This window comes from Oligoflexus sp. (genome assembly GCF_035712445.1).
Classification (GTDB): domain Bacteria; phylum Bdellovibrionota_B; class Oligoflexia; order Oligoflexales; family Oligoflexaceae; genus Oligoflexus.
This window is the reverse complement of sequence record NZ_DASTAT010000063.1, coordinates 77,238-98,179: the sequence shown is the minus strand read 5'-3', so window position 1 is coordinate 98,179 and position 20,942 is coordinate 77,238. Positions and strand designations below refer to the sequence as shown.

General features: G+C 55.0%; 18 protein-coding genes. 13 read left to right on the top strand and 5 right to left on the bottom strand.

Translation table 11 applies throughout. The features are described from left to right. Positions 1-142: 142 nt before the first annotated feature. The 8 genes from VFO10_RS13230 to VFO10_RS13195 all read left to right on the top strand — a co-directional run bounded on the left by VFO10_RS13230 (position 143) and on the right by VFO10_RS13195 (position 9,447). Positions 143-832 (top strand): hypothetical protein, encoded by a 690-nt coding sequence (locus VFO10_RS13230; protein ID WP_325140857.1) that lies wholly within the window; start codon positions 143-145, stop codon positions 830-832. 256 nt (positions 833-1,088) lie between these two features. Next, entirely contained in the window at positions 1,089-1,448 is a 360-nt protein-coding gene (locus VFO10_RS13225; RefSeq protein WP_325140855.1) for a hypothetical protein, read from the top strand. A gap of 109 nt (positions 1,449-1,557) precedes the next feature. Further along, a complete protein-coding gene (locus tag VFO10_RS13220) occupies positions 1,558-2,556 on the top strand; it encodes a hypothetical protein (RefSeq protein ID WP_325140854.1) in 999 nt (332 codons plus the stop codon). 2 nt (positions 2,557-2,558) lie between these two features. Further along, on the top strand, positions 2,559-3,203 hold the full coding sequence (locus tag VFO10_RS13215) for a hypothetical protein (RefSeq protein ID WP_325140853.1): 645 nt from the start codon (positions 2,559-2,561) through the stop codon (positions 3,201-3,203). Next, positions 3,131-4,390: an ATP-binding protein gene (locus tag VFO10_RS13210; protein ID WP_325140852.1), complete on the top strand. Its 1,260-nt coding sequence runs from the start codon at positions 3,131-3,133 to the stop codon at positions 4,388-4,390. Before VFO10_RS13215 ends, VFO10_RS13210 begins: the two co-directional genes overlap by 73 nt. Before the next feature lie 28 nt (positions 4,391-4,418). After that, positions 4,419-5,162 carry a hypothetical protein gene (locus VFO10_RS13205; protein WP_325140851.1) on the top strand — a complete coding sequence of 248 codons (744 nt, stop codon included), beginning with the start codon at positions 4,419-4,421 and terminating at the stop codon, positions 5,160-5,162. Between the two features lie 28 nt (positions 5,163-5,190). Further along, positions 5,191-7,776 carry a DUF3857 domain-containing protein gene (locus VFO10_RS13200; protein ID WP_325140849.1) on the top strand — a complete coding sequence of 862 codons (2,586 nt, stop codon included), beginning with the start codon at positions 5,191-5,193 and terminating at the stop codon, positions 7,774-7,776. Positions 7,777-7,779: 3 nt separating this feature from the next. Further along, a complete protein-coding gene (locus VFO10_RS13195; protein ID WP_325140845.1) occupies positions 7,780-9,447 on the top strand; it encodes a caspase family protein in 1,668 nt (555 codons plus the stop codon). Between the two features lie 34 nt (positions 9,448-9,481). Here VFO10_RS13195 and VFO10_RS13190 read toward each other — a convergent pair whose 3' ends face one another. Both VFO10_RS13190 and VFO10_RS13185 read right to left on the bottom strand, forming a co-directional pair. After that, positions 9,482-10,771 carry a S8 family peptidase gene (locus VFO10_RS13190; RefSeq protein ID WP_325140843.1) on the bottom strand — a complete coding sequence of 430 codons (1,290 nt, stop codon included), beginning with the start codon at positions 10,769-10,771 and terminating at the stop codon, positions 9,482-9,484. A gap of 13 nt (positions 10,772-10,784) precedes the next feature. Then, positions 10,785-11,612: a hypothetical protein gene (locus VFO10_RS13185; protein WP_325140841.1), complete on the bottom strand. Its 828-nt coding sequence runs from the start codon at positions 11,610-11,612 to the stop codon at positions 10,785-10,787. A gap of 244 nt (positions 11,613-11,856) precedes the next feature. Here VFO10_RS13185 and VFO10_RS13180 point away from each other — a divergent pair, with 244 nt between their 5' ends. The 3 genes from VFO10_RS13180 to VFO10_RS13170 all read left to right on the top strand — a co-directional run bounded on the left by VFO10_RS13180 (position 11,857) and on the right by VFO10_RS13170 (position 15,838). Continuing rightward, entirely contained in the window at positions 11,857-13,620 is a 1,764-nt protein-coding gene (locus tag VFO10_RS13180; RefSeq protein ID WP_325140839.1) for an OPT family oligopeptide transporter, read from the top strand. 101 nt (positions 13,621-13,721) lie between these two features. Next, positions 13,722-15,398: a DUF6178 family protein gene (locus VFO10_RS13175; RefSeq protein WP_325140837.1), complete on the top strand. Its 1,677-nt coding sequence runs from the start codon at positions 13,722-13,724 to the stop codon at positions 15,396-15,398. Next, positions 15,395-15,838 (top strand): hypothetical protein, encoded by a 444-nt coding sequence (locus VFO10_RS13170; protein WP_325140835.1) that lies wholly within the window; start codon positions 15,395-15,397, stop codon positions 15,836-15,838. Before VFO10_RS13175 ends, VFO10_RS13170 begins: the two co-directional genes overlap by 4 nt. Before the next feature lie 12 nt (positions 15,839-15,850). On the opposite strand, the gene VFO10_RS13165 is transcribed toward VFO10_RS13170, so the two are convergent. From VFO10_RS13165 to speA, 3 genes are all read right to left on the bottom strand, one after another. Continuing rightward, positions 15,851-16,849, bottom strand: a complete 999-nt coding sequence (locus tag VFO10_RS13165) for a sensor domain-containing diguanylate cyclase (RefSeq protein WP_325140833.1) — start codon at positions 16,847-16,849, stop codon at positions 15,851-15,853. Between the two features lie 51 nt (positions 16,850-16,900). Beyond that, positions 16,901-17,380, bottom strand: coding sequence for a hypothetical protein (locus VFO10_RS13160; RefSeq protein ID WP_325140831.1), 480 nt, complete (start codon positions 17,378-17,380; stop codon positions 16,901-16,903). Positions 17,381-17,508: 128 nt separating this feature from the next. Further along, a complete protein-coding gene (gene speA / locus VFO10_RS13155; protein ID WP_325140829.1) occupies positions 17,509-19,431 on the bottom strand; it encodes a biosynthetic arginine decarboxylase in 1,923 nt (640 codons plus the stop codon). A gap of 399 nt (positions 19,432-19,830) precedes the next feature. Here speA and rsmD point away from each other — a divergent pair, with 399 nt between their 5' ends. Together rsmD and coaD are read left to right on the top strand one after the other, a co-directional pair. After that, entirely contained in the window at positions 19,831-20,433 is a 603-nt protein-coding gene (rsmD, locus tag VFO10_RS13150; protein ID WP_325140828.1) for a 16S rRNA (guanine(966)-N(2))-methyltransferase RsmD, read from the top strand. After that, positions 20,430-20,918 carry a pantetheine-phosphate adenylyltransferase gene (coaD, locus tag VFO10_RS13145; protein WP_325140826.1) on the top strand — a complete coding sequence of 163 codons (489 nt, stop codon included), beginning with the start codon at positions 20,430-20,432 and terminating at the stop codon, positions 20,916-20,918. Before rsmD ends, coaD begins: the two co-directional genes overlap by 4 nt. The last annotated feature ends 24 nt before the right edge of the window (positions 20,919-20,942 follow it).

Sequence of the window (20,942 nt, the reverse complement as noted above, 5' to 3'; positions counted from 1 at the left end):
CTTGAAAATTTTGCCCGGTGCGACACTGTCTTGGTTCTATCCGCTTTTTATGTTCCTTTTTCTATTGATTTCAGTTGGTTACGCATGGTGCGCTCCTTGCATCCTTTTCCTCGTTATGAGTAAAAACTGACGGAGATTCACCATGCATCGCATCTTAACCCTGACTGCAGTAAGTTTGCTGCTGTTGTCCTGCAAAGGAAAAAATAGCAGTGACGATCGGCAGTTCGGCTCTCTGAGCGCGAGTTTTGGCAGCAAGACCTATGGTCAAGGTCAAGGCGGCAGCGAGGATGCGGTGATCGTTCCGGACGAGGATACGGTTATCATTGATAAGAATGTGGATGGCGGCATCATCGACTCCATGGGGAAAGGCGGCAAGGGTGAAGAACCGGCCAAGGAACCACCGCCTCCTGGCAAGGAAACGCCGCCCCCTGGCAAGGAACCTCCGGCTCCGCCCAAGGCCCCCGAGCTTCCCAAGGAGCTGAAGGATAAGCTGGCCAAGTGTTGGCCGCAGTGGGACAAGGCCGCTGCCGGTGAAAAGTATGACATCCGTGAAGTGAATGTGAATGTCGATAAGCTGAAAAAATCCAATATTCAGCTGGCCGGTGACAAGCCTGAGGTGGTGTTCGTGAATATCGCGTCCGCCAGTTCCATTGAAAGAGTGGGCCTTGCTCTGGATAATGCCAAGGGACTCTACTGCATCGACGTCAAGGCTGAAAAAGGCATCGAACGCCTGGATATCGCCTATGTGTGCGGCGCGAAACTCGGCCTTGTCGATATCGAAGGCGGTAAAGCCAAGAAGGTGAATATTCGCGAAGTGTGCGATAAGCCTTGATCAGCACGCTGCTGCCAGTCCCGCTTCCTAGTATTTCAAACCTGTAGTCATGAAACTCTCAGGCATCATCTGTCGGCGCTCCCAGGCGCAGGCGGAAGGTGCCTTTGACTTTTCGACCGCAGGCCACCATTCCGTCAAGGGTCATGAGATCATTAAGGCGCCAATCGGTTTGATGAATTTGTACGAATTTGCTCTTTTAACTGGAGGCAAAATACGCTAAGTCTTGAAAATTGATGGGATGGAAGTGAGGTAAGTCATGGATAATAGAATCATTGCGCTGGAGCGAATCGACGAGCTTCGGAAATACGACACCGAGGATAGCCCTTTTGTCGATGAACTTCTGTCCGGCTGTTTGGAAACGGCCCGTCAGACGACATCCTTTCTGAAAAATCATATTGGCGAACGCGACAAGAAAGTGCTGAACAGCAAGGCCCACACGGCCCGAGGATCCTGTCTGGACGCCGGCTACAACCGGCTGGCTGAAATCTTTGGCACCATTGAAATTGCAGCCAAAGACGAGAGTTTTGCACAAATCGAGACGAGTCTTCCGGATCTGGAACGCGCGCTCTCGGCCACTGAGCAGGCTCTCCATCATCTTCTGGCCCAAAAGCACTGAGTCGTCTGAACCCACGCCCTGTGGGTTTCCCCTCCCGCTGTCCGCTGTAACTCAAGGTAAATTTGTCGGAAGCCGAAAGTCTACACATATTGACATAGTGGGTCGGTGGATGGCATTCGCTCGTATTATCATGTATCTGCTTCTCCTGCAGTTTGGCGGGATCCGTCCTCTTTGGGCGGCGAGCCTGAAGCAGGTCACAGTGAAACACGGCGAAGTCGATTTGAGCGCATGGGACAAGGCGCACGCCCTGCGTTTGACAGGCGACTGGTATTTTTTCCCGCATGAGCACATCACTCCGCAGAATTTTCTGGAGCGCTGGCGGCACAATCCTCAGAAACTGCTGACAGCTCCAAGCGGCGAGCGTTTCATGAACGCGGCGCCTTCTCTCTTCAAGGACGATTTTGCAATCGCCACCTATGCTCTGGTTGTGCATAAGGTGCCGCCAGGGCAGCTGGCGTTGGAAGGGGCCAGCGTTTATACCAGCGGCCGACTGCAGGCTTTCACGCTGCAGGATCCGGAAGGCAGCCTTGCGCGCTTTGATATCGGTGAAGCCGGACTCGATCGCGAGCATTCCCGTCCTTTAACGGCCCGGGACAATCTTCTGCCTTTGCGCGCGAGCCCTGATCAAACCTGGGTCATCCTGATTCATGCCAGCAACTTTCATCACAGTTGGGGCGGGCTGTGGCTGGCGCCCCGCATCGGTGATTATTTTGATCTGAGCCAGTATCTGAAACTCCAGGATAAACTGAACTACTGGCTCCTCGGGGTGATCTTTTTCCTGGCTGTTTATAGCAGTTCGCTTTATCTGCGGCGTCCTGAGGATCGTCCCAGTCTGTTCCTGGCGATCTTCTCGATTCTTCTTTGCATCAGGCTTCTGGCGATTGCCGAAGCCGCGACGCCCTTCATTCCGGATTCGGCCTTCAAGTTCGAAGTGATCTTTAAAATTATCTACGGAACAATGATCATCGGCCCCTTGAGTCTCCTCTATTTTACGAACAGCTGCTTTCCTGGATTTGTTCCCAAAGCCTGGATGAAAAGCCTGACGCTGCTGTTCGCCTTGCAGTGTTCACCTCGGCCACCGTCTACGGTCAGCTCAGCAATCTTCTGAAAATGATCAGCCTCTTTCTGGGCTTCAATGGGATTTTTATTCTGCTGCGGGCTGTTTGGGCCCGTAATGAGGGGGCTGTGATTTCGCTGAGCGGGATAGGCTGCGTCGTGATCGGAGCCGTCCTGGATGTTTTGAATTCCTATGGCTATGATTCCTTGCCGCAGAATTCCACAGCCATGGGCATGAGCATATGTATCATCTGCCAATCCCAGATCGTAGCCCTTCGATTTGCCAGCGCCTTCCGTCGCTCGGAACATCTGAGTCGGGAACTGCAGTCCGAGGTGGCCATGCAGACGCGCGATATCAAGTCGATCCTGGCCCACATCCGTCAGGGTATTTTTACGATCAGCACGACCGATAAGACAATCGACGAGCTGCATTCGGAATATCTGAAAGACCTGACTCACCAGCCGCAGATGAAGGGACAGACTCTTCGGACTTTGATCCTGGATCGGGCGCGACTCAGTGAGGAAGAAAAGAGCCTGACGGAATCGAGCCTGGATGCCGCCTGGGCGAGGACCCGGTCGGCTTCGAACTCAATGCCGCGAATCTTGTCCATGAACTGGAGTTCGCAGTGCCGGGAACGGAGGAAACCCGAACGCTTCAGATCGACTGGAATCCGATGCTCAGCAAGGCGCAGACCGTAGAGAAAGTCCTGGTCAGCATTCGTGACGTAACCAAGCTCAGACGACTCGAAGCGCAGGCGCGACGTCAGGAAGAGGACATGAAGGTTATCATGGAACTCATTCAGATCCCCGAGGATCGCTTCCATCGCTTCGTTGACAAGACCCTGGCCTATCTTCAGGAAAACCGGACGATCCTTCAGGAAGGGCGTCAGGCCCCTGCGGATGTCATCAAGCGGCTCTTTGTGAACATGCATACCATCAAAGGCGCGGCGCGGACTTATTATCTGGGTGCCCTGTCCAGCGTGAGTCACGAGGCCGAGCAGTATTATGCGGCTCTGCAGAAGGGTGAGGCTCTCTGGGATTCCGCGCGTCTTTTAAAGGATCTGGACCGCGTGGAAGCCGTGGTGGAACATTATCGTCTCGTCAGTCAGTCCCGTCTGGGGTGGCAGTCTGGAAATCAGGCCGTGCGCATGTCGCGGAAGGATATCGAAGACACGCTCGATAAGCTTGGGCGTCTGGAAACCATGAATTTAAATGAACCCGCCCTGAAATGTTTGCATGAGTCGCGGCAGGTTCTTTTGAAGAGCTGCTCGACGGCGCTGGCCGGCGTTATTGATGAATGCTGCCGCGGCATGGATTCGATGGCCCGTGATCTGGGCAAGGCCACGCCGATCGTTGTGCTTGAACCCAGCTCCATTATGCTCAAGGATAAAGGCGCTGATCTTCTGCACAGTCTTTTAACGCATCTTCTGCGCAATTCCCTGGACCATGGCTTTGAATCCACCGAGGAGCGCCTCCGCAAAGGAAAGCCGGCGCAGGGGCGGATCCACGTGGGAACAAGGGTCAGCGCGCCTTATTTTTATTTTCATTACCGTGATGACGGTCAGGGCCTTGATCTTTTGAAATTGGAAAGCATCGGTAAAGAGCGGGGACTACTGCCGCCGCAATATACCGATCAGGACCTGGCGGAACTCATTTTCCGTTCCGGTCTTTCCACCAAGGACGCGGTCAGTGATATTTCCGGCCGTGGTGTGGGGCTGGATGCGGTGAGGAGTTATCTGGAAGAGGAGGGTGGCTCCATTCAGGTGACTTTGGGATCTTTGAATGATCGTGCCCATGTGCAGTTCACTCTGATCATGGCGCTGCCGCTCGATCTTTGTTTCGTAACGAACACTCAGACCCACGATTCATTCGATGTCGCTGGATGACATCGTGCCCCGCTGTTAAAACTTCCGCATGAATGGTCTTATTCTTCTTCTCATAATGAATAGTCTGGTCTTCCTCCGCTGGCGCGGAGAAAGGCGCCTTGCATCATGGTCCGGGTCCACGCAGAGTTTTCTGCGTTGTCTGGAATCGCGGGAGTACCAGAGCCCAGGGCCGCTCACTGACCCTTTGACAGTTGTTTTCAGAGAGCAGCTCCGCAGCGGACGTCTGCAGCCTCAGGCTTTACGAACACTTTTGACATGGATTCACAGCCTGGAACGTAGCGACGGGGAACGCCTGCGGGTGGGCTATGGTGCGGCCCTGCGACTTGGCCTGGCTGCAGGACTGGGCCTTGCGACCAGTCTGGTTCTGGATGGCAGCTGGTTTTTACGCATGGCGGACAATCCTCCTGCGCTTTTATTGATGGGTGGGAACCTTCTTATCCTTATGCTCTGGCTCAGGCGTCTTCCGGCTCATCCTTTGGCCAGTTCCCCGTCATTGCAGGCGAATTTCACCAGGGCGTGGCTCGGTGCGAGTCAGGCTGGGCCCTGGCACGAGGCCTGGATCCGGGAGCTGGATCACGCGCGACTTCGGGGACGCGATCCCCGGACTGAGCAAATGCGGCTGCTGGAGGATTGGCTTCTTTCGGAAAGTCGGGAACAGGAAAAGCGTTTGACCTGGGCTGACGAGCTGTTTGGTCTTGTTGAATTGGCCAGCTCCGTTTATTTTCTGGGAACTGCCTGCACGCTGCCACTTCTGAAACTTTGGGGCGGCTAATCCCGGACATGTTTGGCAAGGAATCCCTATGCGATGGCCCTTACTCTGGCTTTTCTGGTTCAGTTGGTTTGGATGGATGGGACGGGCGCACGCGCAGGGCGTGAACGCAGGGCCTTCGCTGTCCATAAAGCCCGTACCGTCATGGGTTCTGCACCATGAAGCCACGACCGCATCCGTGGGGGAATTCGATGGTCCGGTGACCTACCTGCTTGTCGATCGGCAGGATTCTTTTGTAGGTCCGGCGCCGCAATCCTTCTTCCGCCTTGTCGGACGCATCAATAATCCCGCCGGCCTGGATGAGCTGAGTCAGATCATTGCGGACTTCGATCCGGGTTATGAAAAATTGATTTTCCATCACATCACCATCAAGAGGGATCAGGATCAACCCGTGATCACCCTGAAGCCGACTGATTTTGAAATGATTCGACGTGAAAAGGACAGCGAGCGGCAGATCTTCGATGGAACGCTCACGGCGTCCTATCTTCTGCACGACCTGAGGGTCGGTGATGTTGTGGACTATGCTTATAGCGTGGTGGGGCAGCAGCCTCTTTTGGGCAAGAAATATAGCGGCCGGCATGATTTGAATTGGACGGTGCCGGTGCTCGAAGCCCAGATTCGTCAGATCTGGCCCCGGGAGGCCTCGGTGCAGTGGAAAGCCAATCGCGCGGATGTTGCCATCCAGCAGCGGGTGGAAGGTTCAGGGCTCATCATGCAGTGGACCGGCCGCAAGCTGCCGCCCCAGCTGAGCGAGGATCAGGTTCCTGAATGGATGGATCCTATGGATACCCTGACCTTCAGCAGTTGGAAGGACTGGGATGAAGTCGTGCGGTGGGCCCTGCCTTTTTACCAGGTGAAAGGCGCGAGCGATCAGGCCGTCGAGGACATGGCCCAGCGCATACGCGAGCGGGTCCAAGAGCAGAAGGCTCAGGTCGAGGAGGCCATTCGTTTCGTTCAGGACGATATTCGTTATGTTGGTATCGAGCTGGGTTCGGGTTCCTTCGTTCCCCGGCAACCGGATGAGGTTCTGCGGAAAAGGTTTGGTGACTGCAAGGACAAGGCCCTTCTTTTAACGCGTTTGATTCAAAGACTCGGCTATGAGGCCTTTCCTATTCTTGTTCGCAGTGAAGGCGGGCAGGAACTGGAGGCGATGCCGGCCACGCCTTTGGCGTTCAATCATGTGATCGTGGGTGTGAAGGATCCGGCCAAGGGCGCTCTTTATTGGGTGGATGGAACTCTATCGCATCAGGGTGTGAAGCTTGAGTCGCGGGATTATCCCGGGTTCTATGTGGGCTTGCCTTTGCGGGAAGGGGCGCGGGAGCTTTTGAAGCAGGATCCGGCGCTGACTCCGGTTGGACGCATCGACTATCAGGAACGCTATGAGACTCAGGATTTTTTGGAGCCTATCGTCCTGACGATTCAGAGCCGGTTTTCCGGGTGGCAGGCCGAGAAAATGCGCGCGGATCTCGCGGCCCAGGGCTCGGTGGTTTTGAGTGATAATCTGGCTAACTATATCAAGAAGCTTTATCCCGCGGCTGAGATTCAGCAGGCGCCGGTTTTTCAGGATGATCGACTGGGTAACGAACTTACCATAACCGAGAGCTATTCGGTTCCTGATCTTTGGCGGCAGACGGACAGCGGCGCGTGGCGTCTGGATGTGGCGGCCGGGGCTTATATCAGCCAGTATCTGATGCAGCCCGAGAAGGTGAAGCGCGTGCATCCCGTGGCGCAAATGTTTCCCCTTCAGATCACGCACAGGCAGGATGTGGTGATCCCCGCGGAATGGTCAGTGCCTGCGCATGACTTCACGATCGAGAACAGTGGCTTTCGCTATCACTTGACGCAAACATTCGCCGATGGCGTTCTTTCGTTCGTGCATGACTACACGAGCCTTGCGGATCATGTGGATGTTCGCGATCTGGCTGTTTACCTGGAAGATGCGGATCAGGTGCGGCAGGAGCTGGGACGTTTCGTGACCTATCAGCCCAAGGCGAGCCCTACGTTCTGGGAACGATTTACGGTCGCTTTTCCGCAGATACTGGGACTTTTCATACTTTTCCTGGTGGCCATCGGCTGGCAGCTGCAGAGTGACGATTGGGTCAACCAGCGCATGATCTGGCCGCAGCGTTCACTGCTTTTCATGTTCGTCATGCTCATTCTGAGCAGCGGTGCCTTTGCCCTTTTCTGGTATGCCGATGCCGACAGGCGCATGCGCAAAACGGGTCGCAGCATCGCGCCGCGTTCCCTGCTCTGGCTTTCGCTCGGCATCTTTGCGGCGGCTTTGACGAGCCGCGGGATTCAGGTGATCATGGATCCGGCTTCGTTTCAGGAGGCGCCTCTGCCTATGCTGGCCGTAATTCCAGTCCTGCATCTTCTGTGGGCCGCGCTCATGCTGCGCCTTCTGAAACAGGAATTCCCGGAGCTCGGCTGGCATTCCTGGGCATCCTGGATTTTCGGACCACTCTATTTTCAAAGTAAAATGCAGCGACTGCCGATTCCTCATTCGGATGCGGCGTTGGTGCCAGCCCCAGAAAACCCTGCAACTGAGCCGCTGCTGGTCATAAGCAGTCTGCATCCGGCCGAAGAGGGCCACGAACCACGCTCCGAGGGAGTTTAAGCCTTGCGTCAATTATGGTCATGGATTGCTTGTGCTGTTTTAGGCCTTTGGCCCCAGATGAATTTCGCTCAGGAAAAAGCCCGCGAACAGAAGCTGGTGCTGTCCATAGGCATCGGTAATTTTGAAGACGCGCGCTGGCCGAAGCTGCAGTTCGTCGAAAAGGATGCGGCCTCTGTTTACCAGGCGCTGAAAAATAATTTCGACGGCGGCTGGCTTTTAACGCCGCAGAGCACCGGAAAAGCCGTGACCCGACAGAGCGTGCTCGATGCGATCGCCCAGCTGGAAAAGGAGAATAGAAGCGAGAACGATACCGTCGTGATTTATTTTTCGGGCCATGGAACCCTGGCGAGCGGACCCCGTCCCGAAACAGGCGGACTGGGGCTGCGCAAGTTTCTTGTCATGGGCGATACAAAATTCGCTCAAACGGAGGCCACGGCCCTTGGCATTGATGAACTCCTGGCCCGCTTTCAAAAGCTCCGGTCCCGGCGCAAGGCTCTGATTATTGATTCCTGCTATGCAGGCGGCGGGAAGGCCTATCTTACCCCGCAGATCATGAACATCCTCGCCCAGCAAAAAGCCGGTGCGATGCAGGAGCCTGTGGATTCGGTGGTGGAAAGCGCAGCGATCTATACGGCCAGCGCCTGGGCCGAGGAAGCGCGAGAAAGCGAAAAGCTGGGTCACGGTGTTTACACCTACTTCCTCCTCGAAGGATTTAAATCCGACCTGGATGGTGATGGCGCTGTTTCGATGTCGGAAGCCCATCAGTATGCGAGCAACCGCGTGATCGCCTATACCCAAAGCGGCCAGCATCCGACGGCCAAGGTGGAATTCGTCGGCAAGGATCCGGTGATCGTCAGCGGGAAATCCACCAAGGTGGGGGATTCCATACTTTACGCCTGGCAATGGACCCTTAGAAAATACGAAGTCTTTGTGAATAAATCCCCGATCGGAACTCTGGAGCAGGGTGCCGTTCGCATTCCGGATGGCAAGCATCAGCTGATCATCATGGATCCGGAAAGCAAGAAGGTTGTGCTGGATCGGGTCGTGGAATTCGAAAAGGGTCGCGACTATTCCCTGTCCGAACTCTTTGTCAGCCAGCCCACCCATCATGTGACCTTCGGCCCCACGGCCCTGCAGTTTTTTGCCAGCGATCTGAAAGAACGCTGGTCACCCAAACCCTGGGCCGGCTTTCAGATCAGCTATCAGAAGGACGAGGCCTGGCGGGATTTCAACCTGCATGCGCAGCTGTCTCAGTTTACATCCCGGCGCCAGAGCGTCTTGATCGACCTCGACGATGATGGCAGCGGCGGACGCTTCGATAAGACCGAGCAGGATATCTCCGCGCAGAAAATCTCGCTGGCCCTGGGCAAGCATGAAGACATCGGCTTTTTATCCCGGCGTGCCAGCGGCATTCAAACCCGTTGGCAGTGGCAGGCGGGACCCGAGGTCCTTTTGATCAAGCGCTCGCTCAGTGTGTATGGGGATCGTGATCTGAAGGAAAAACAGACAGTCGGTGGTCTGGCGCTCGGCTTATCGCTGCACAGCGTCTTTCTCTATCCGCATATTGATGTGAGCCTGGGGGCTCAGGCGGATGTCCTGCGGGATGTTTTTCTTGATGATGGCGTGGCGGTGGCCTCGGTCTTTTATCTAGGACTGGGCAGCAGCTGGTGAAATAAGAAGGCCCGGAATCACCGGGCCTTTTTGTTTAGCGGGACAGCGAGCGTTTGGCCGGTTCGCCCAGCATCTGCAGGGCGCCCAGCGGATTGATGATACCCGAACCGAAGTCAAAGTCGAATTTGGGCTCCATCGAATAGAGCAGAAGAGTTTTCAGATCCGCCAGCGACTGACGACCTGTCTTCTGCAGGATGAGGGCGATACTGCCCGTCGCATGCGGAGTCGCCATCGACGTGCCCGACATGTATTCATAGCTGTTGCCCGGCATAGCTGAATAAATATCCACACCCGGCGCTGCAAGGTCGGGCTTGAACACATTCAGCACATTTTTTCCGGTACGCCAGTAGTTGGGACCGCGGCTCGAAAATTCGGCGATGGTATTGGTCGCATCGAATGCGGCGATCGACAGAACTTCCGCAAAGCCACCGGGCATGCCGTTGGGCGAGGCGCCGCTGTTACCAGCCGCGAACACAGGAATGATGTCCGATTCAACCCAGGCGATGATCGCGCGGTGGAAGGCTTCGTATTCGATCATATCCACGATGTCGAAGGGGATGTCGAGACCCCAGGAATTGCTGATCACATGCGGGAAATCTTCGGTCTCGGGATTCCCATCGGGATCGTACATCCACTGCATCGCATTCAGGAGCCAGGCGTCGCTGGCACTGCCTGTGGCGCTGAAGGCTTTGGCCACATAAAGATCGACGTTGGGTGCGATGCCCGTGGTCGCGCCGGCGATGGTGCCGGACACGTGCGTGCCGTGACCGTTATCATCATAGGCATAGGCGATGCCGTTCACGAAGTCCTTGAAGACGACCTTGTTCTTCTTTTCAAACTCGGGGTGACGACTCTGGATTCCGGTATCAATCACACCAACCCGCACACCAGTGCCGTTGATTTCAGGATAGCTGCTGCGGATGACGTCGGTATTCAGGCGGCGCAGTCCCCAGGTCGGATCCATGACCACAGGGGCATCACGGGTCACAGGCGCTATATACTTGCGGGTTTGATTGACGAGCACGCGGTCCACGAAGTCGAGCTTTTGAACCTGGGCGACTTCATCGGTCTTCAGCTGCAGTTCCATACCGGAAACCAGCCAGAGATCCTGAAAATTCACAGTGGATTTGTTCGCACCCAGAGCGGCGAGCAATTTATCGATGCGCTCGCTGTTGCTGACGCGCTTCGATAGCATCTGCTGCTTATGAGCGTCCTTGCCGGTGACAAGGCTGGCCTGATTTTTGAAAAGAACGATGTAGGATTCAGCATGCAGAGCCGCTGTCCATCCCCACAAGACCAATAGCAGGGTCCATTTATTCATCATTGGGTTCGACTCCTTAGTTCACGGACTGGATAATGATTTTCTTTCCAGCAGCCTTGGCGGTTTCGATGGTGTTCAGACCCAGGTTTGTTTTAAAGCTGGTGCCATCGGTCAGGAACAGTTCCACAGGGCCGTTATAGCCTTTGGGGAACTTTTCATTGATGAAGGCGCGCATCTTCTGCTTCTGCTCCGTCGATACGTTCAGGAGCACACCGCTCTGAGAAAGCGTTGTGGACAATTTGATAGGAGCCGCTCCAAATTCCAGTTCTTCCGTACCGACCCGCACCTTGCCGATCGCATAGTGGAGCTTGCCGGCCATGAACTCACCGGCGCGCAGAATATCCCATTTCATGCGGGTTTGCTGGGCCACGCGTTCCACAAAGGCCTGGGGCCTTGCGAACAGACCTTCCTCGCTCAGATTGCGATCATCGACTTCATCCATCGAAATATCGTAATCGACCATGACCTGCACCAGGCTGTCGGGAGGCATGATGATGGTGCCGTCTTTGGGAATCGAGATCATCTGAATGCGCCCACCCTTGTAAGGAAACTTATGGCGATAGGTGGTGCCGTCCGAGTTGGTGCGGACGTTGGAGGTGTAAGTGTAGGCCGTGGGATAAAGCTTGGTCACGATCTGCTCGACGCCTTCTCCGGTCGGCGAATTATCGTAGGTGACTTCGTAAACCCACAGTCCCGATTCATCGACAGTTTCCATGTCGATCTTGGCAAAACCATTGGTGCGCACTCCCGGTTGACCAGGATAAGTTTGGATGGCGCAATTGCTCAAAAGCAGTCCTGATGCCAGACAGCCGAGCAGAGCCCACCCTTGGGGTCTCAATACCATAGCCCTTCTCCTTCAAGTTGTTTGCATCATAATAGCCCATGTCTCAGTTGGCGGTCTGTAAAAATATACCGGCTCAGAAAATATCAGTGCTTAAAAAATAAACGCATAAAATTTCTTTTGTGGAGCTTCGGCGAAACGGCTAGAGTCCTGTGGTTCTTTCCTGAACAGGTGTAACGATTCCGTGCGAAAGCATGTCCTGTCAGGATTTCGTGTTCACGTTTCCAACGGTGGAGCAGGCTTTCCCATGCACGAGGCGCAACCACAACGGCAATTGACCTTCCGAGCGGCCCTGGCCGGCATGTTGCTCGGCGGCTTCATGAGCCTTTCGAATCTTTATGTGTCGCTGAAAACCGGCTGGAGTATGGGCGTTTCCATTACAGCCGGTATTCTGGCGTTCGCCATCTTTTCGATCCTTCTGAAATTACGCATCGTACGCCGGGCCTTCGGCATGCTGGAAAACAATGCCATGCAGTCGGTGGCCAGTGCCGCGGGCTATATGACCGGCGGCGGAACCGTGGCGGCGATTCCCGCTCTTATGATGATCACAGGGGAAACGATGGGCGCGTGGCCCATGTTTTTCTGGATCAGCATGATCGCGATGCTCGGCGTGGTGATGGCGATTCCCATGAAGCAGCAGATGATCAACGTCGAGCAGCTGCGCTTTCCCACGGGAACTGCAGCCGCGGAAACTCTGCGCGCTTTGCATGATCACGGTGATGGCGGCGAGAACAAGGCCGCGAAGTTTCTTACATGGGCCGGCATCGCGGGCGCTGTCGTGGCTTTTTTTCGCGATGCGCATGGACGTTTCGTGCCCTTCAACATTCCCGAAAAGTTCAACATCCCGGGCATCAAACTCGCGGGTCGGCCGCTGGTCGATTATACCTTTGCCTTCGAAGGCAGTTTGATCCTGATCGGCGCCGGCATGATCATGGGCTTTCGCGCGGCATGGAGCATGATGCTCGGGGCTGTGATCAACTACGGTGGCCTTGCCCCCTGGCTCTATGAAAACGGCGTGATCGACGCCAAGCTTGGTTATAAAGTGATCGTGGGCTGGAGCGTCTGGTTTGGTTCCGCCATGATTCTGACCAGTGGACTCTTGGCCTTCGCGTTTCAATGGAAAACCGTGGTGCGTGCGGTGAAAAGCGTGTCGGCGGCTTTTGGCGAGGCGCAGGATACGGATGTTCGTGAAGTGCCGATGAGCTGGTTTTTCATAGGCTGCGCGATCTTTGCGCCGATCGTCATCTTTCTGCAGTGGTTTCTTTTCGACATCAAAATCTGGATGGGTATCCTGTCCGTCTTCATCAGCTTTTTCATTGCGATCGTCGCCTGCCGCGCCACCGGGGAAACCGATACGACCCCGACCGGCGCGCTGGGCAAGATCACGCAGATTACCTTCGGCGCTCTGGATGCGGGCAACGTGACGACCAACCTGATGACAGCCAATGTCACGGCTGGCGTCGGCCTGCATTCGGCGGATCTGCTCACCGATTTGAAAAGCGGCTATTTATTGAAAGCCGATCCGCGTCAGCAGTTCTGGGCGCAATTTTTGGGTGTGACGGCCGGCTCGCTCTTTGTGGTTCCGGCCTATCATCTTCTGATTCCGACCGCCGATGTCCTCGGCACTGATAAATGGCCCGCACCAGGCGCGCAGACCTGGAAAAGCGTGGCGGAGCTTTTGGTCAAAGGCTTTGCCACCCTGCATCCCACGGCCCAGGCGGCCCTTCTTATTGGCGGCTTGCTCGGCATTGTGCTGGTGCTCCTGGAGCAGTACGTGCCGCGCTGGAAAAAGTACATACCCTCGCCAACGGGACTCGGTCTTGCGTTCACTATGCCGGCGTACAACACCATGGCCATGTTCATCGGTGCCCTGGTCGCGCTGTGGCTGGAAAAAAAGAAACCAGAGTTCGCTGAAAAGGCAGTAATTCCAATAGGTTCTGGTTTCATCGCGGGCGAGAGTCTGATGGGTGTTCTGATCGCGATTTTGGTGGTGCTAGGCGTCCTCGCCTAATCCAACTAGACATGGACTTTCCTGGGAAACAGGTGTAAGGATCAAAGTTTGACCGGAAAACCCTTCCGATCCAGCCTGACCTTTTGCCAGGGAGCCTCCCCATGGAAAATCGACTTTCAGACTCCTTTGTTGCTGCCAGCCTTGATGCCGGGCATCAAAATTTGGCCTGGGAGCCGGGACCGCCTTCGGGTTTCTTAGCGGGTATTGATCTTAAGGCTATCCTTTCCGATCCCAATGCTGCGGAAATCGTACCCGAACTGCCGACTCAGGCCCTTTATTATGCCTTGAAACAGCAGGGCGTCGAAGACGCGCTCGATCTATTGCCTCTTTTGAGCCCCGAGCAGGTCGAGCGCATGCTCGACTACGATGCCTGGACTCAGGATGAGCTGGTCCCCAAAAAATTCTTTTCCTTTCTGAAACCCTTCGGCGAAATCAGCCGCGAGCAGCTCTACGAGCGTTTTGCGGATTTGGATGAAGAGTATCAGCTGGCGGCTCTTCAGGGCTTTTTCAGGGTGCATGAAGTGGAAGATCCCTATGATCTGCCGGAAGACATCGCAGAAAAAGCCTATCGCATGCCTTGCAACAAAATCTTCTATGAGATCCTGAGCGAAGATGCCGATGAAATCGCGTTCTTGGAAGAGCTGATGGAATCCCTGAAGGAAAACAACATGCGCTATGCGTATGCGATCCTCGGGCACTCCACTTACTCACCGCCTGGCGAGGCGCTGGCCGAGGTCGCGCGTTTCCGTCGCGGGCGTTTGGAAGATGATGGCTTTGTGAGTTACGAAGAAAGTCTCAGCATTTTCGCGCCGATCGATCACGCCAGCCTTTTGAAAAAATGGAACGAAAGCGAAAGGACCCAGGATCTGACCAGCCTCGCGCTGCAAGGCGGCTCCGGCTTGTTCCTGGACGCGGTCATGCTCGCGGCGCGTGATGAGAACGTTTCGATTGATGAACTCTATCAGCTGCATCAAAGCTTTCTTTATCTGGCCAACGCGCTCTGTGCCGCGGGTCAGGTCGCCCCGGATGATATCGCCGGTTTGAATCGTCTTCTGGAACAGGGCAAGGCTTTGTTAAGCCTCGGACTTGAATATCTGGGGCAGGGTGATCTGGGCCTCGGCATTCGCATCGTGCGGAATGAAAGCGCCCGCACGCTGTTCCGCGTGGGTCTGAGCCTTGTCGATGTGGTTCGTGAAGAGGTCGTTCAGCGCTTCGAAGCCATGAATTGGCCGCGCGCGGACCGTCTGCGCCGCTTCTATATCGCGCGGCAGTGGGGCCAGATGCTTCTGGAACTCGATCGCCATTGGGTGACTCATGTGGGTCTGCAGGCGGGCGAAGTCCTGAAAGGTCTGTTCAACCGCTTCCCCATGGTGCCCATGCGCATGATGCAGGATCAAAACCGCATCGTCTTCGCGCCGATCGTGAACCTCAGGGAGCTTTTGCAGCTGGAAAAGAACCTGCAGAGCATCATGGGTTACCTATATGCGGCGACTTTCAGCGGTCTGCCCTTGAATCAGCCGGTGGATTTGATCCTGCGTGAAAGCGCGATGGCAACGATCCGCAATGCGCCGGGGGACAGCAATGTGCCACGGGTTTTGGAGCAGTGGAAAGAACGTTTGCGTGCCGATCAGGCCCGCTGGTGGGTGGGCGAACCCACAGGTCTGGATGAAATACTGGATACCGTGATCGACATGATCCACGAGGAATTGCATGGTCTGATCGTCCTGCCCCGCGCGGGCCGTTCGGTTCATGATTCACAAAGCGAGGTGCCGACATGAATGAGAATCAGGAGCAAAACACTGATTTTTTGGATCAGGATGACTGCGATGCCTTGGCCAAGGCCATGGAATCCAAATATGCGATGGCTCTGAAAGGCCGGAGCTTCAGAGTCGAGGCCGAGGTCAAAGGCCGCGGCGTCTTCGTCAAGGTGATCCTCTCGAACCAGGATAAGAGTTACTATTATCCGGTGGAAGCCCGCGTGCTTTACGAGAAAGAGGAAATGCAGCGCGGAGAGGCGGCGCTGTTCCTGCTCGATTACATCGATGCTTATTTCGATGAGTATCTGACCCAGGAAAGCGAAGAGATTTATCTGCCGATCGACTGGGCCGACTTTCAGTATGAAGCCATCGACTTCCAGATGCGTGGGCAGATTCTGAATTTGAAGTTGGAAGAACTCGCGGAAGAGTTTTTGAAGAAGGGTTCACCAGCCGTTCATTGAAAAGGCTGGTGATCAGGACCCGGTGGCTGTACGTGCGGTGTTGATGATCTTCGCACCGTCGTGCAGCGACACCATGTTACGACCCTGGTGTTTCGAATCGTAAAGCGCAGCATCCGCACGGGCCATGGCTTCGGAATAGGTTTCCTTGCCGATCTGAATCGTGGCCACACCGCAGCTCAAGGTCACGGGTATGTGCTGCTCTTCAAAGATCATGACCTCATCCTGGACCGCCTGACGAAGCTTGTTCGCAGCAATGGCCGCGTTTTCAAAAGTCGCTGCGGGCAGGATCACGAGGAATTCCTCGCCACCGTAACGGCAGCAGACATCAGTCTTGCGGAAAGTCTGCTTCATAATCCTTGAGACATTTTTCAAGACATAGTCACCGGCCTGGTGGCCGTACTTGTCGTTGATCTTTTTAAAGAAGTCGATGTCACACATGACCACCGAGATATGATAGCGCTCATTCTCGGGCAGGGCTTCCATGCGGGAGACCTGACCAGTCAGGTATTCTTCGAAATAGGCCCGGGTGAAAAGGGTCGTCAGGGGATCGGTGATCGACTGAATCGCCTTGTCTTTATATTGATCCTGCAGATTGGTTTCTGCCGTCACGTCACGAAGCAAAAGGAAGAAGCCGAGCTTCTGGCCCGTGCTCTGCTGCACGAAGGGATAAATACCGAGGATCAGGTTCAGCGTCTCGCCATCCGCCTTGCCGGCGACATGGCCCCGCACTTCGTCGATCCGAATAGGGCTATCGTATTCCAGGAGTTCCTTGAAGCCGATGGTCTTGCCATCCAAAGAGAATGTCATGATGGAATCAAGGCTATCCGCCTTCAGGAGCTGGCGGAGCTTTTGGCCCGTGACCTGCGCGAGCATCTGATTGGCTTTGACAACGCGACCCTGGGCGTCGATCACCACATAGGCGTCCAGCAGTACCTTGACGAAATGCTCAAAGCGCGCAAATTCCGTCGTAATGCTTTCCAGGTTGTCCAAACTTTTTACCGCTTCTGACATGCCCGCACCTTTTTAGGACCGCATCCTCGTCAACCGTTCCTCTGCTTCTCTCTAAGCCGCGAGGAAGGCGAAATACTCTTCTTCCATCTCTTCCAGTTCCATCTCGGCACCACAGGAGCTGCACTTTACAGGGTCCAGTCCAGCATCCGGATTTTCGGGAAGATTTTTTCCAGCTTCGAAGAGTATATCCTCTTCATGACCACATTCGTCACAAACATAGCAACCATAAACGGAGCGGATATCCGCATTACCCTTGAAGCTGGGTATCATGTTGATTTGCATCACAATCTCGCCCGTGCATTCTTCGAAAACAATGCTCCGCTGATCCTTCTGCAGGTCTCTCATGAAATTGATCCAGCTGCGAACTCCACAGCTGTTGACAGAATCGACATTCTTGAAATTGAAGACGACCTGCTTACCCAGCTTGGGGAGTAATTGACTCAAATGAACCTCCGCCTCGGCATCAATCGGCCCGGCATAGTTCACATGGTCCCATCCATCCTTTTGGACGATTTGAATGCTAATCCCCATGAAATCCCTCTCAGTATCCCATCGCTGGCACAACACTAGTGTCCAGATCGGATTGAAAGCAGAATCCTTGAGACAAAAAAGAAAAGGCCGCACGGGGCGGCCTTGGGCAAAGTTGTAAGGTCTTGAAATCAGCCGCCTTCCCGAAGGTAAGGCGAGGACTCAAGATAAGTTTTGAGGCGGGCTTTGATTCGCTCCGCTTCGTCTTCCGTACAAAGATCCTTACCGATGGCGGTATTCAGCTGCTTAAAGAAGCTTTCCCACAGTAAGGGCATTTCATAGTTACGGGAGGTCAGGAGTTCTTCAATCGGATCGCCGGTGGTGGTCTTGGTAATTTCCCAACGACCGTCGCTCTTCATGATGATTTCCGCCTCGTTGATCGCGCCGAAGAGGTTATGCTCGTTGGCCAACGATTCCTGATAGGCACCCACCAGGAAGAAGCCCAGGTAGTAGGGCTTCGCCGAAGGGGAGTGCAGATCCAGGACATTCCGCATATCGCGGCGGTCGATGAATTTCTCCAGGCAACCGTCCGAGTCGCAGGTGATGTCAACGATCGTGGCCTTGTGCGTTGGCTTCTTCTCATGATGAGACAAAGGAATCACTGGGAACAGCTGATCGATCGACCAGGAGTCCGGGATGGACTGGAAGATCGAGAAGTTCGCCAGGAACTTGCTCACCATGCGCTGCTGCAGGTTCTCGAATTCCTCGGGCTGGTGCTTCTCGTAGGACGAGAAGAACAGGGCCCGGCGGCAGATCCGGTAGAACAGCTGCTCAGCGTTCGCACGATCCTGCAAAGTCACATAGCCCAGGTTGAAGAGCGTGAACATCTCTTCATAGTATTCGATCGCATCATGGTAGTACTCGACGAAGTTCTTTCTGTTGATGTTATCCAGAATGTACTTCAGTTCCGAGAGACCCTTGTGCGAGCCGTTCTTTTCCTGGGGAAAGAACTCATATTCGCCAGCCGCCGAAAAGCTTTCGGTGCTTTGCACTTCACGGATGTCGGTAATCACGATCGAGTGATAAGCCGCGATCACGCGACCGGATTCGGTCACGATCTGGGGGCTCGGCACGTCTTCGTTCTTACAGACTTCACCGATCTCGTAGATCACGTCGTTGGCCAGCTCCTGCAGGGAGTAGTTGGCGCTCGACGCGAACGAGGTTTTGCTGCCGTCATAGTCGACGCCCACGCCGCCACCGATGTTCAAACACACAGGCTTGAAGTTCATCTTGTGGACTTTCGCGTAAACGCGCGAGGCTTCCTTGATCGCGTTTTTGATGCGCTTGATCTCGGTCACCTGGGAACCGATGTGGAAGTGCAGCATGTAAAGGCGATCGCGAAGGTTCGCTTCGTCGAGCATCTTCAGACACTGGAGCACTTCGATAGTCGTCAGACCGAATTTCGACGATTCGCCCGAGGACTTCGCCCATTTCCCGGAGCCGCGGCTGTAAAGCTTCACACGGATACCGATGTAGGGGCAGTGTTTCGGGTCGATCTTCGCCTGATCCAGGATCATCTGCAGTTCGTCCGGTCCTTCGACGACGAGCACAGCGTTCTTGCCCATGGCGTTCGCCACGAAGCCGAGGTCGATGAATTCGCGGTCTTTGAAACCGTTACAGACGAAGAGGGCGTCAGGACTCAGATCGTAGGCAAGGGCCGCGATAAACTCGGGCTTGGAACCGACTTCCAGGCCGTAGTTGTATTTCAGGCCGCAGTCCACGATGCTGTCGATGAACTCACGACGCTGGTTCACCTTGAAAGGGAATACAGCGCGGTGGCTTCCTTGATAGTTATACTCCCACATCGCGTCCTTGAACGCGGTGTGGAGGCGAGCGATCTGGTTTTCGATAATCTGCGGAAAACGCATGATCATAGGCGCATGAATGCCCAGCGACTTCGCTTTACTGATAGCCTCTGGCAAATCAATAAAAAGATGTTCTTCACCTGTGGGGTGGCAGACGACATTGCCATTGTCAGCAATGCTAAAATAGCCGGCGCCCCAGCCGTCGATGCCGTAGAGTTCGCGAGCTTCCTGTATCTGCTGGATATTCATAAGCTTTTCCCCGCCAAAAGAGACCTAAAGTAGCGATACTTTAGTGAATCGCTAGCAAATTGCAAGCCTTAATACCCCCTTGGGAAAAAATGATCGAAGCCCATCGCCAGCGCCTTGTCAGAGGCCCGTGAACCCACTAAGCTCCACTCCGTAAGTCGTTAGGAAGATACGGGCTGACGTCACAATTGAGCTGACGTCAGGGTTGGGCTGACTTCAAAGTCGAGCCAGCGTCGGGGGTCGGGCTGACGTCAAAATTGAGCTGACGTCAGGGTTGGGCTGACTTCAATGTCGAGCCGGCGTCGGGGTCGGGCTGACGTCAGGGTTGGGCTGACTTCAATGTCGAGCCGGCGGCGGGGTTGGGCCGTCTTCTGAGTCAAGCCAGTCAGGGAAGGGAGCAGGATGAGTCTTCGCCTCAGCACTGGATTTTGTCAGGGCATGCGTCTTGAAAATCCTTCATCGGTGACTCGTCCGACAGCCAGTCGGGTGAGAAGCGCCATTTGGAATACCTTGCAGATGCGGCTCCAGGATGCGCGCGTTCTGGATATCTGTGCCGGTTCGGGAGCCGTCGGTATCGAGGCGCTCAGTCGCGGGGCCAGCCGGGCGACTTTTATTGAACAGGATCGGGCCGCGCTCAAGGCGCTGGAACGCAATTTGGTGGAAGTGGAAAGGCGCGCGAAGAACCAGAGTCTTCGCATCGGGATCCAGGTCCTTGGCAAGCCCGCAGAAGAGGCGCTTGCGAAGTGCGAGACCGGGGCTTTTGATATCCTTTGGATCGACCCGCCCTTTGCCGTCATCTCTGAGCTTTTGCCCAAGCTCGTGTCCGAGTTGGATCGCGTCGCGCACGAAGAGAGCGTCCTGGTCGTGGAAAGCGATAGCGCCGACCTTGAAAAAATTCCCGCCCTCTTAAACCCCACTGGGCAAGGAACGTGGCATCTTCAGAAGCAGAAAGCCTATGGTAAAATTGGGGTGAGCTTCTTTAGCAAAAGAAAGAACGAGGCATGAAAACATCCAGCAAAGTCGCCATTTTTCCGGGGAGCTTTGATCCCTTCACCATCGGTCATCAGCAGATCGTCGAGCAGTCGCTCGATCTCTTTGATGAGGTGATCATTGCCATAGGCCAGAGCGCGACCAAGGTTCCGCTGCTCAGCACCGAGCTGCGCCTCGAAGCTTTGCTGGAGACTTTTGCCTCGAGCAAGCGGGTCAAGGCCGAGGCCTTTTCCGGACTGGTTGTCGACTTCGCGCATAAAAAAGGGGCACGTTTTCTGATTCGTGGCCTGCGCAATGAAACCGACCTGGCGTTCGAGCTGCCGATGGCCCACACCAACCGCTGTCTGGCCGCTGATATTCAAACGGTCTTTCTGCCCACGTCCCCGGAACGGGCCTTTATCTCGTCCACTTTGGTACGCGAAATCGCCAAGCATCGCGGTGATTTCACACCGTTCGTGCCCGAAGCCTTCGCGCGTCGCATGAAAGCGGCCAACCCCTGATTTTTGGTATGGTCATACATACCT

Excerpts from the sequence above, each read along its gene's own strand:
- coaD (WP_325140826.1), top strand. The coding sequence starts at position 20,430 with ATGAAAACATCCAGCAAAGTCGCCATTTTTCCGGGGAGCTTTGATCCC.
- speA (WP_325140829.1), bottom strand. The coding sequence starts at position 19,431 with ATGAATATCCAGCAGATACAGGAAGCTCGCGAACTCTACGGCATCGAC.
- VFO10_RS13200 (WP_325140849.1), top strand. The coding sequence starts at position 5,191 with ATGCGATGGCCCTTACTCTGGCTTTTCTGGTTCAGTTGGTTTGGATGG.
- VFO10_RS13225 (WP_325140855.1), top strand. The coding sequence starts at position 1,089 with ATGGATAATAGAATCATTGCGCTGGAGCGAATCGACGAGCTTCGGAAA.
- VFO10_RS13160 (WP_325140831.1), bottom strand. The coding sequence starts at position 17,380 with ATGGGGATTAGCATTCAAATCGTCCAAAAGGATGGATGGGACCATGTG.
- VFO10_RS13175 (WP_325140837.1), top strand. The coding sequence starts at position 13,722 with ATGGAAAATCGACTTTCAGACTCCTTTGTTGCTGCCAGCCTTGATGCC.
- VFO10_RS13220 (WP_325140854.1), top strand. The coding sequence starts at position 1,558 with ATGGCATTCGCTCGTATTATCATGTATCTGCTTCTCCTGCAGTTTGGC.
- VFO10_RS13190 (WP_325140843.1), bottom strand. The coding sequence starts at position 10,771 with ATGATGAATAAATGGACCCTGCTATTGGTCTTGTGGGGATGGACAGCG.
- VFO10_RS13205 (WP_325140851.1), top strand. The coding sequence starts at position 4,419 with ATGAATGGTCTTATTCTTCTTCTCATAATGAATAGTCTGGTCTTCCTC.
- VFO10_RS13230 (WP_325140857.1), top strand. The coding sequence starts at position 143 with ATGCATCGCATCTTAACCCTGACTGCAGTAAGTTTGCTGCTGTTGTCC.
- VFO10_RS13170 (WP_325140835.1), top strand. The coding sequence starts at position 15,395 with ATGAATGAGAATCAGGAGCAAAACACTGATTTTTTGGATCAGGATGAC.
- VFO10_RS13165 (WP_325140833.1), bottom strand. The coding sequence starts at position 16,849 with ATGTCAGAAGCGGTAAAAAGTTTGGACAACCTGGAAAGCATTACGACG.
- VFO10_RS13180 (WP_325140839.1), top strand. The coding sequence starts at position 11,857 with ATGCACGAGGCGCAACCACAACGGCAATTGACCTTCCGAGCGGCCCTG.
- rsmD (WP_325140828.1), top strand. The coding sequence starts at position 19,831 with ATGAGTCTTCGCCTCAGCACTGGATTTTGTCAGGGCATGCGTCTTGAA.
- VFO10_RS13215 (WP_325140853.1), top strand. The coding sequence starts at position 2,559 with ATGATCAGCCTCTTTCTGGGCTTCAATGGGATTTTTATTCTGCTGCGG.
- VFO10_RS13185 (WP_325140841.1), bottom strand. The coding sequence starts at position 11,612 with ATGGTATTGAGACCCCAAGGGTGGGCTCTGCTCGGCTGTCTGGCATCA.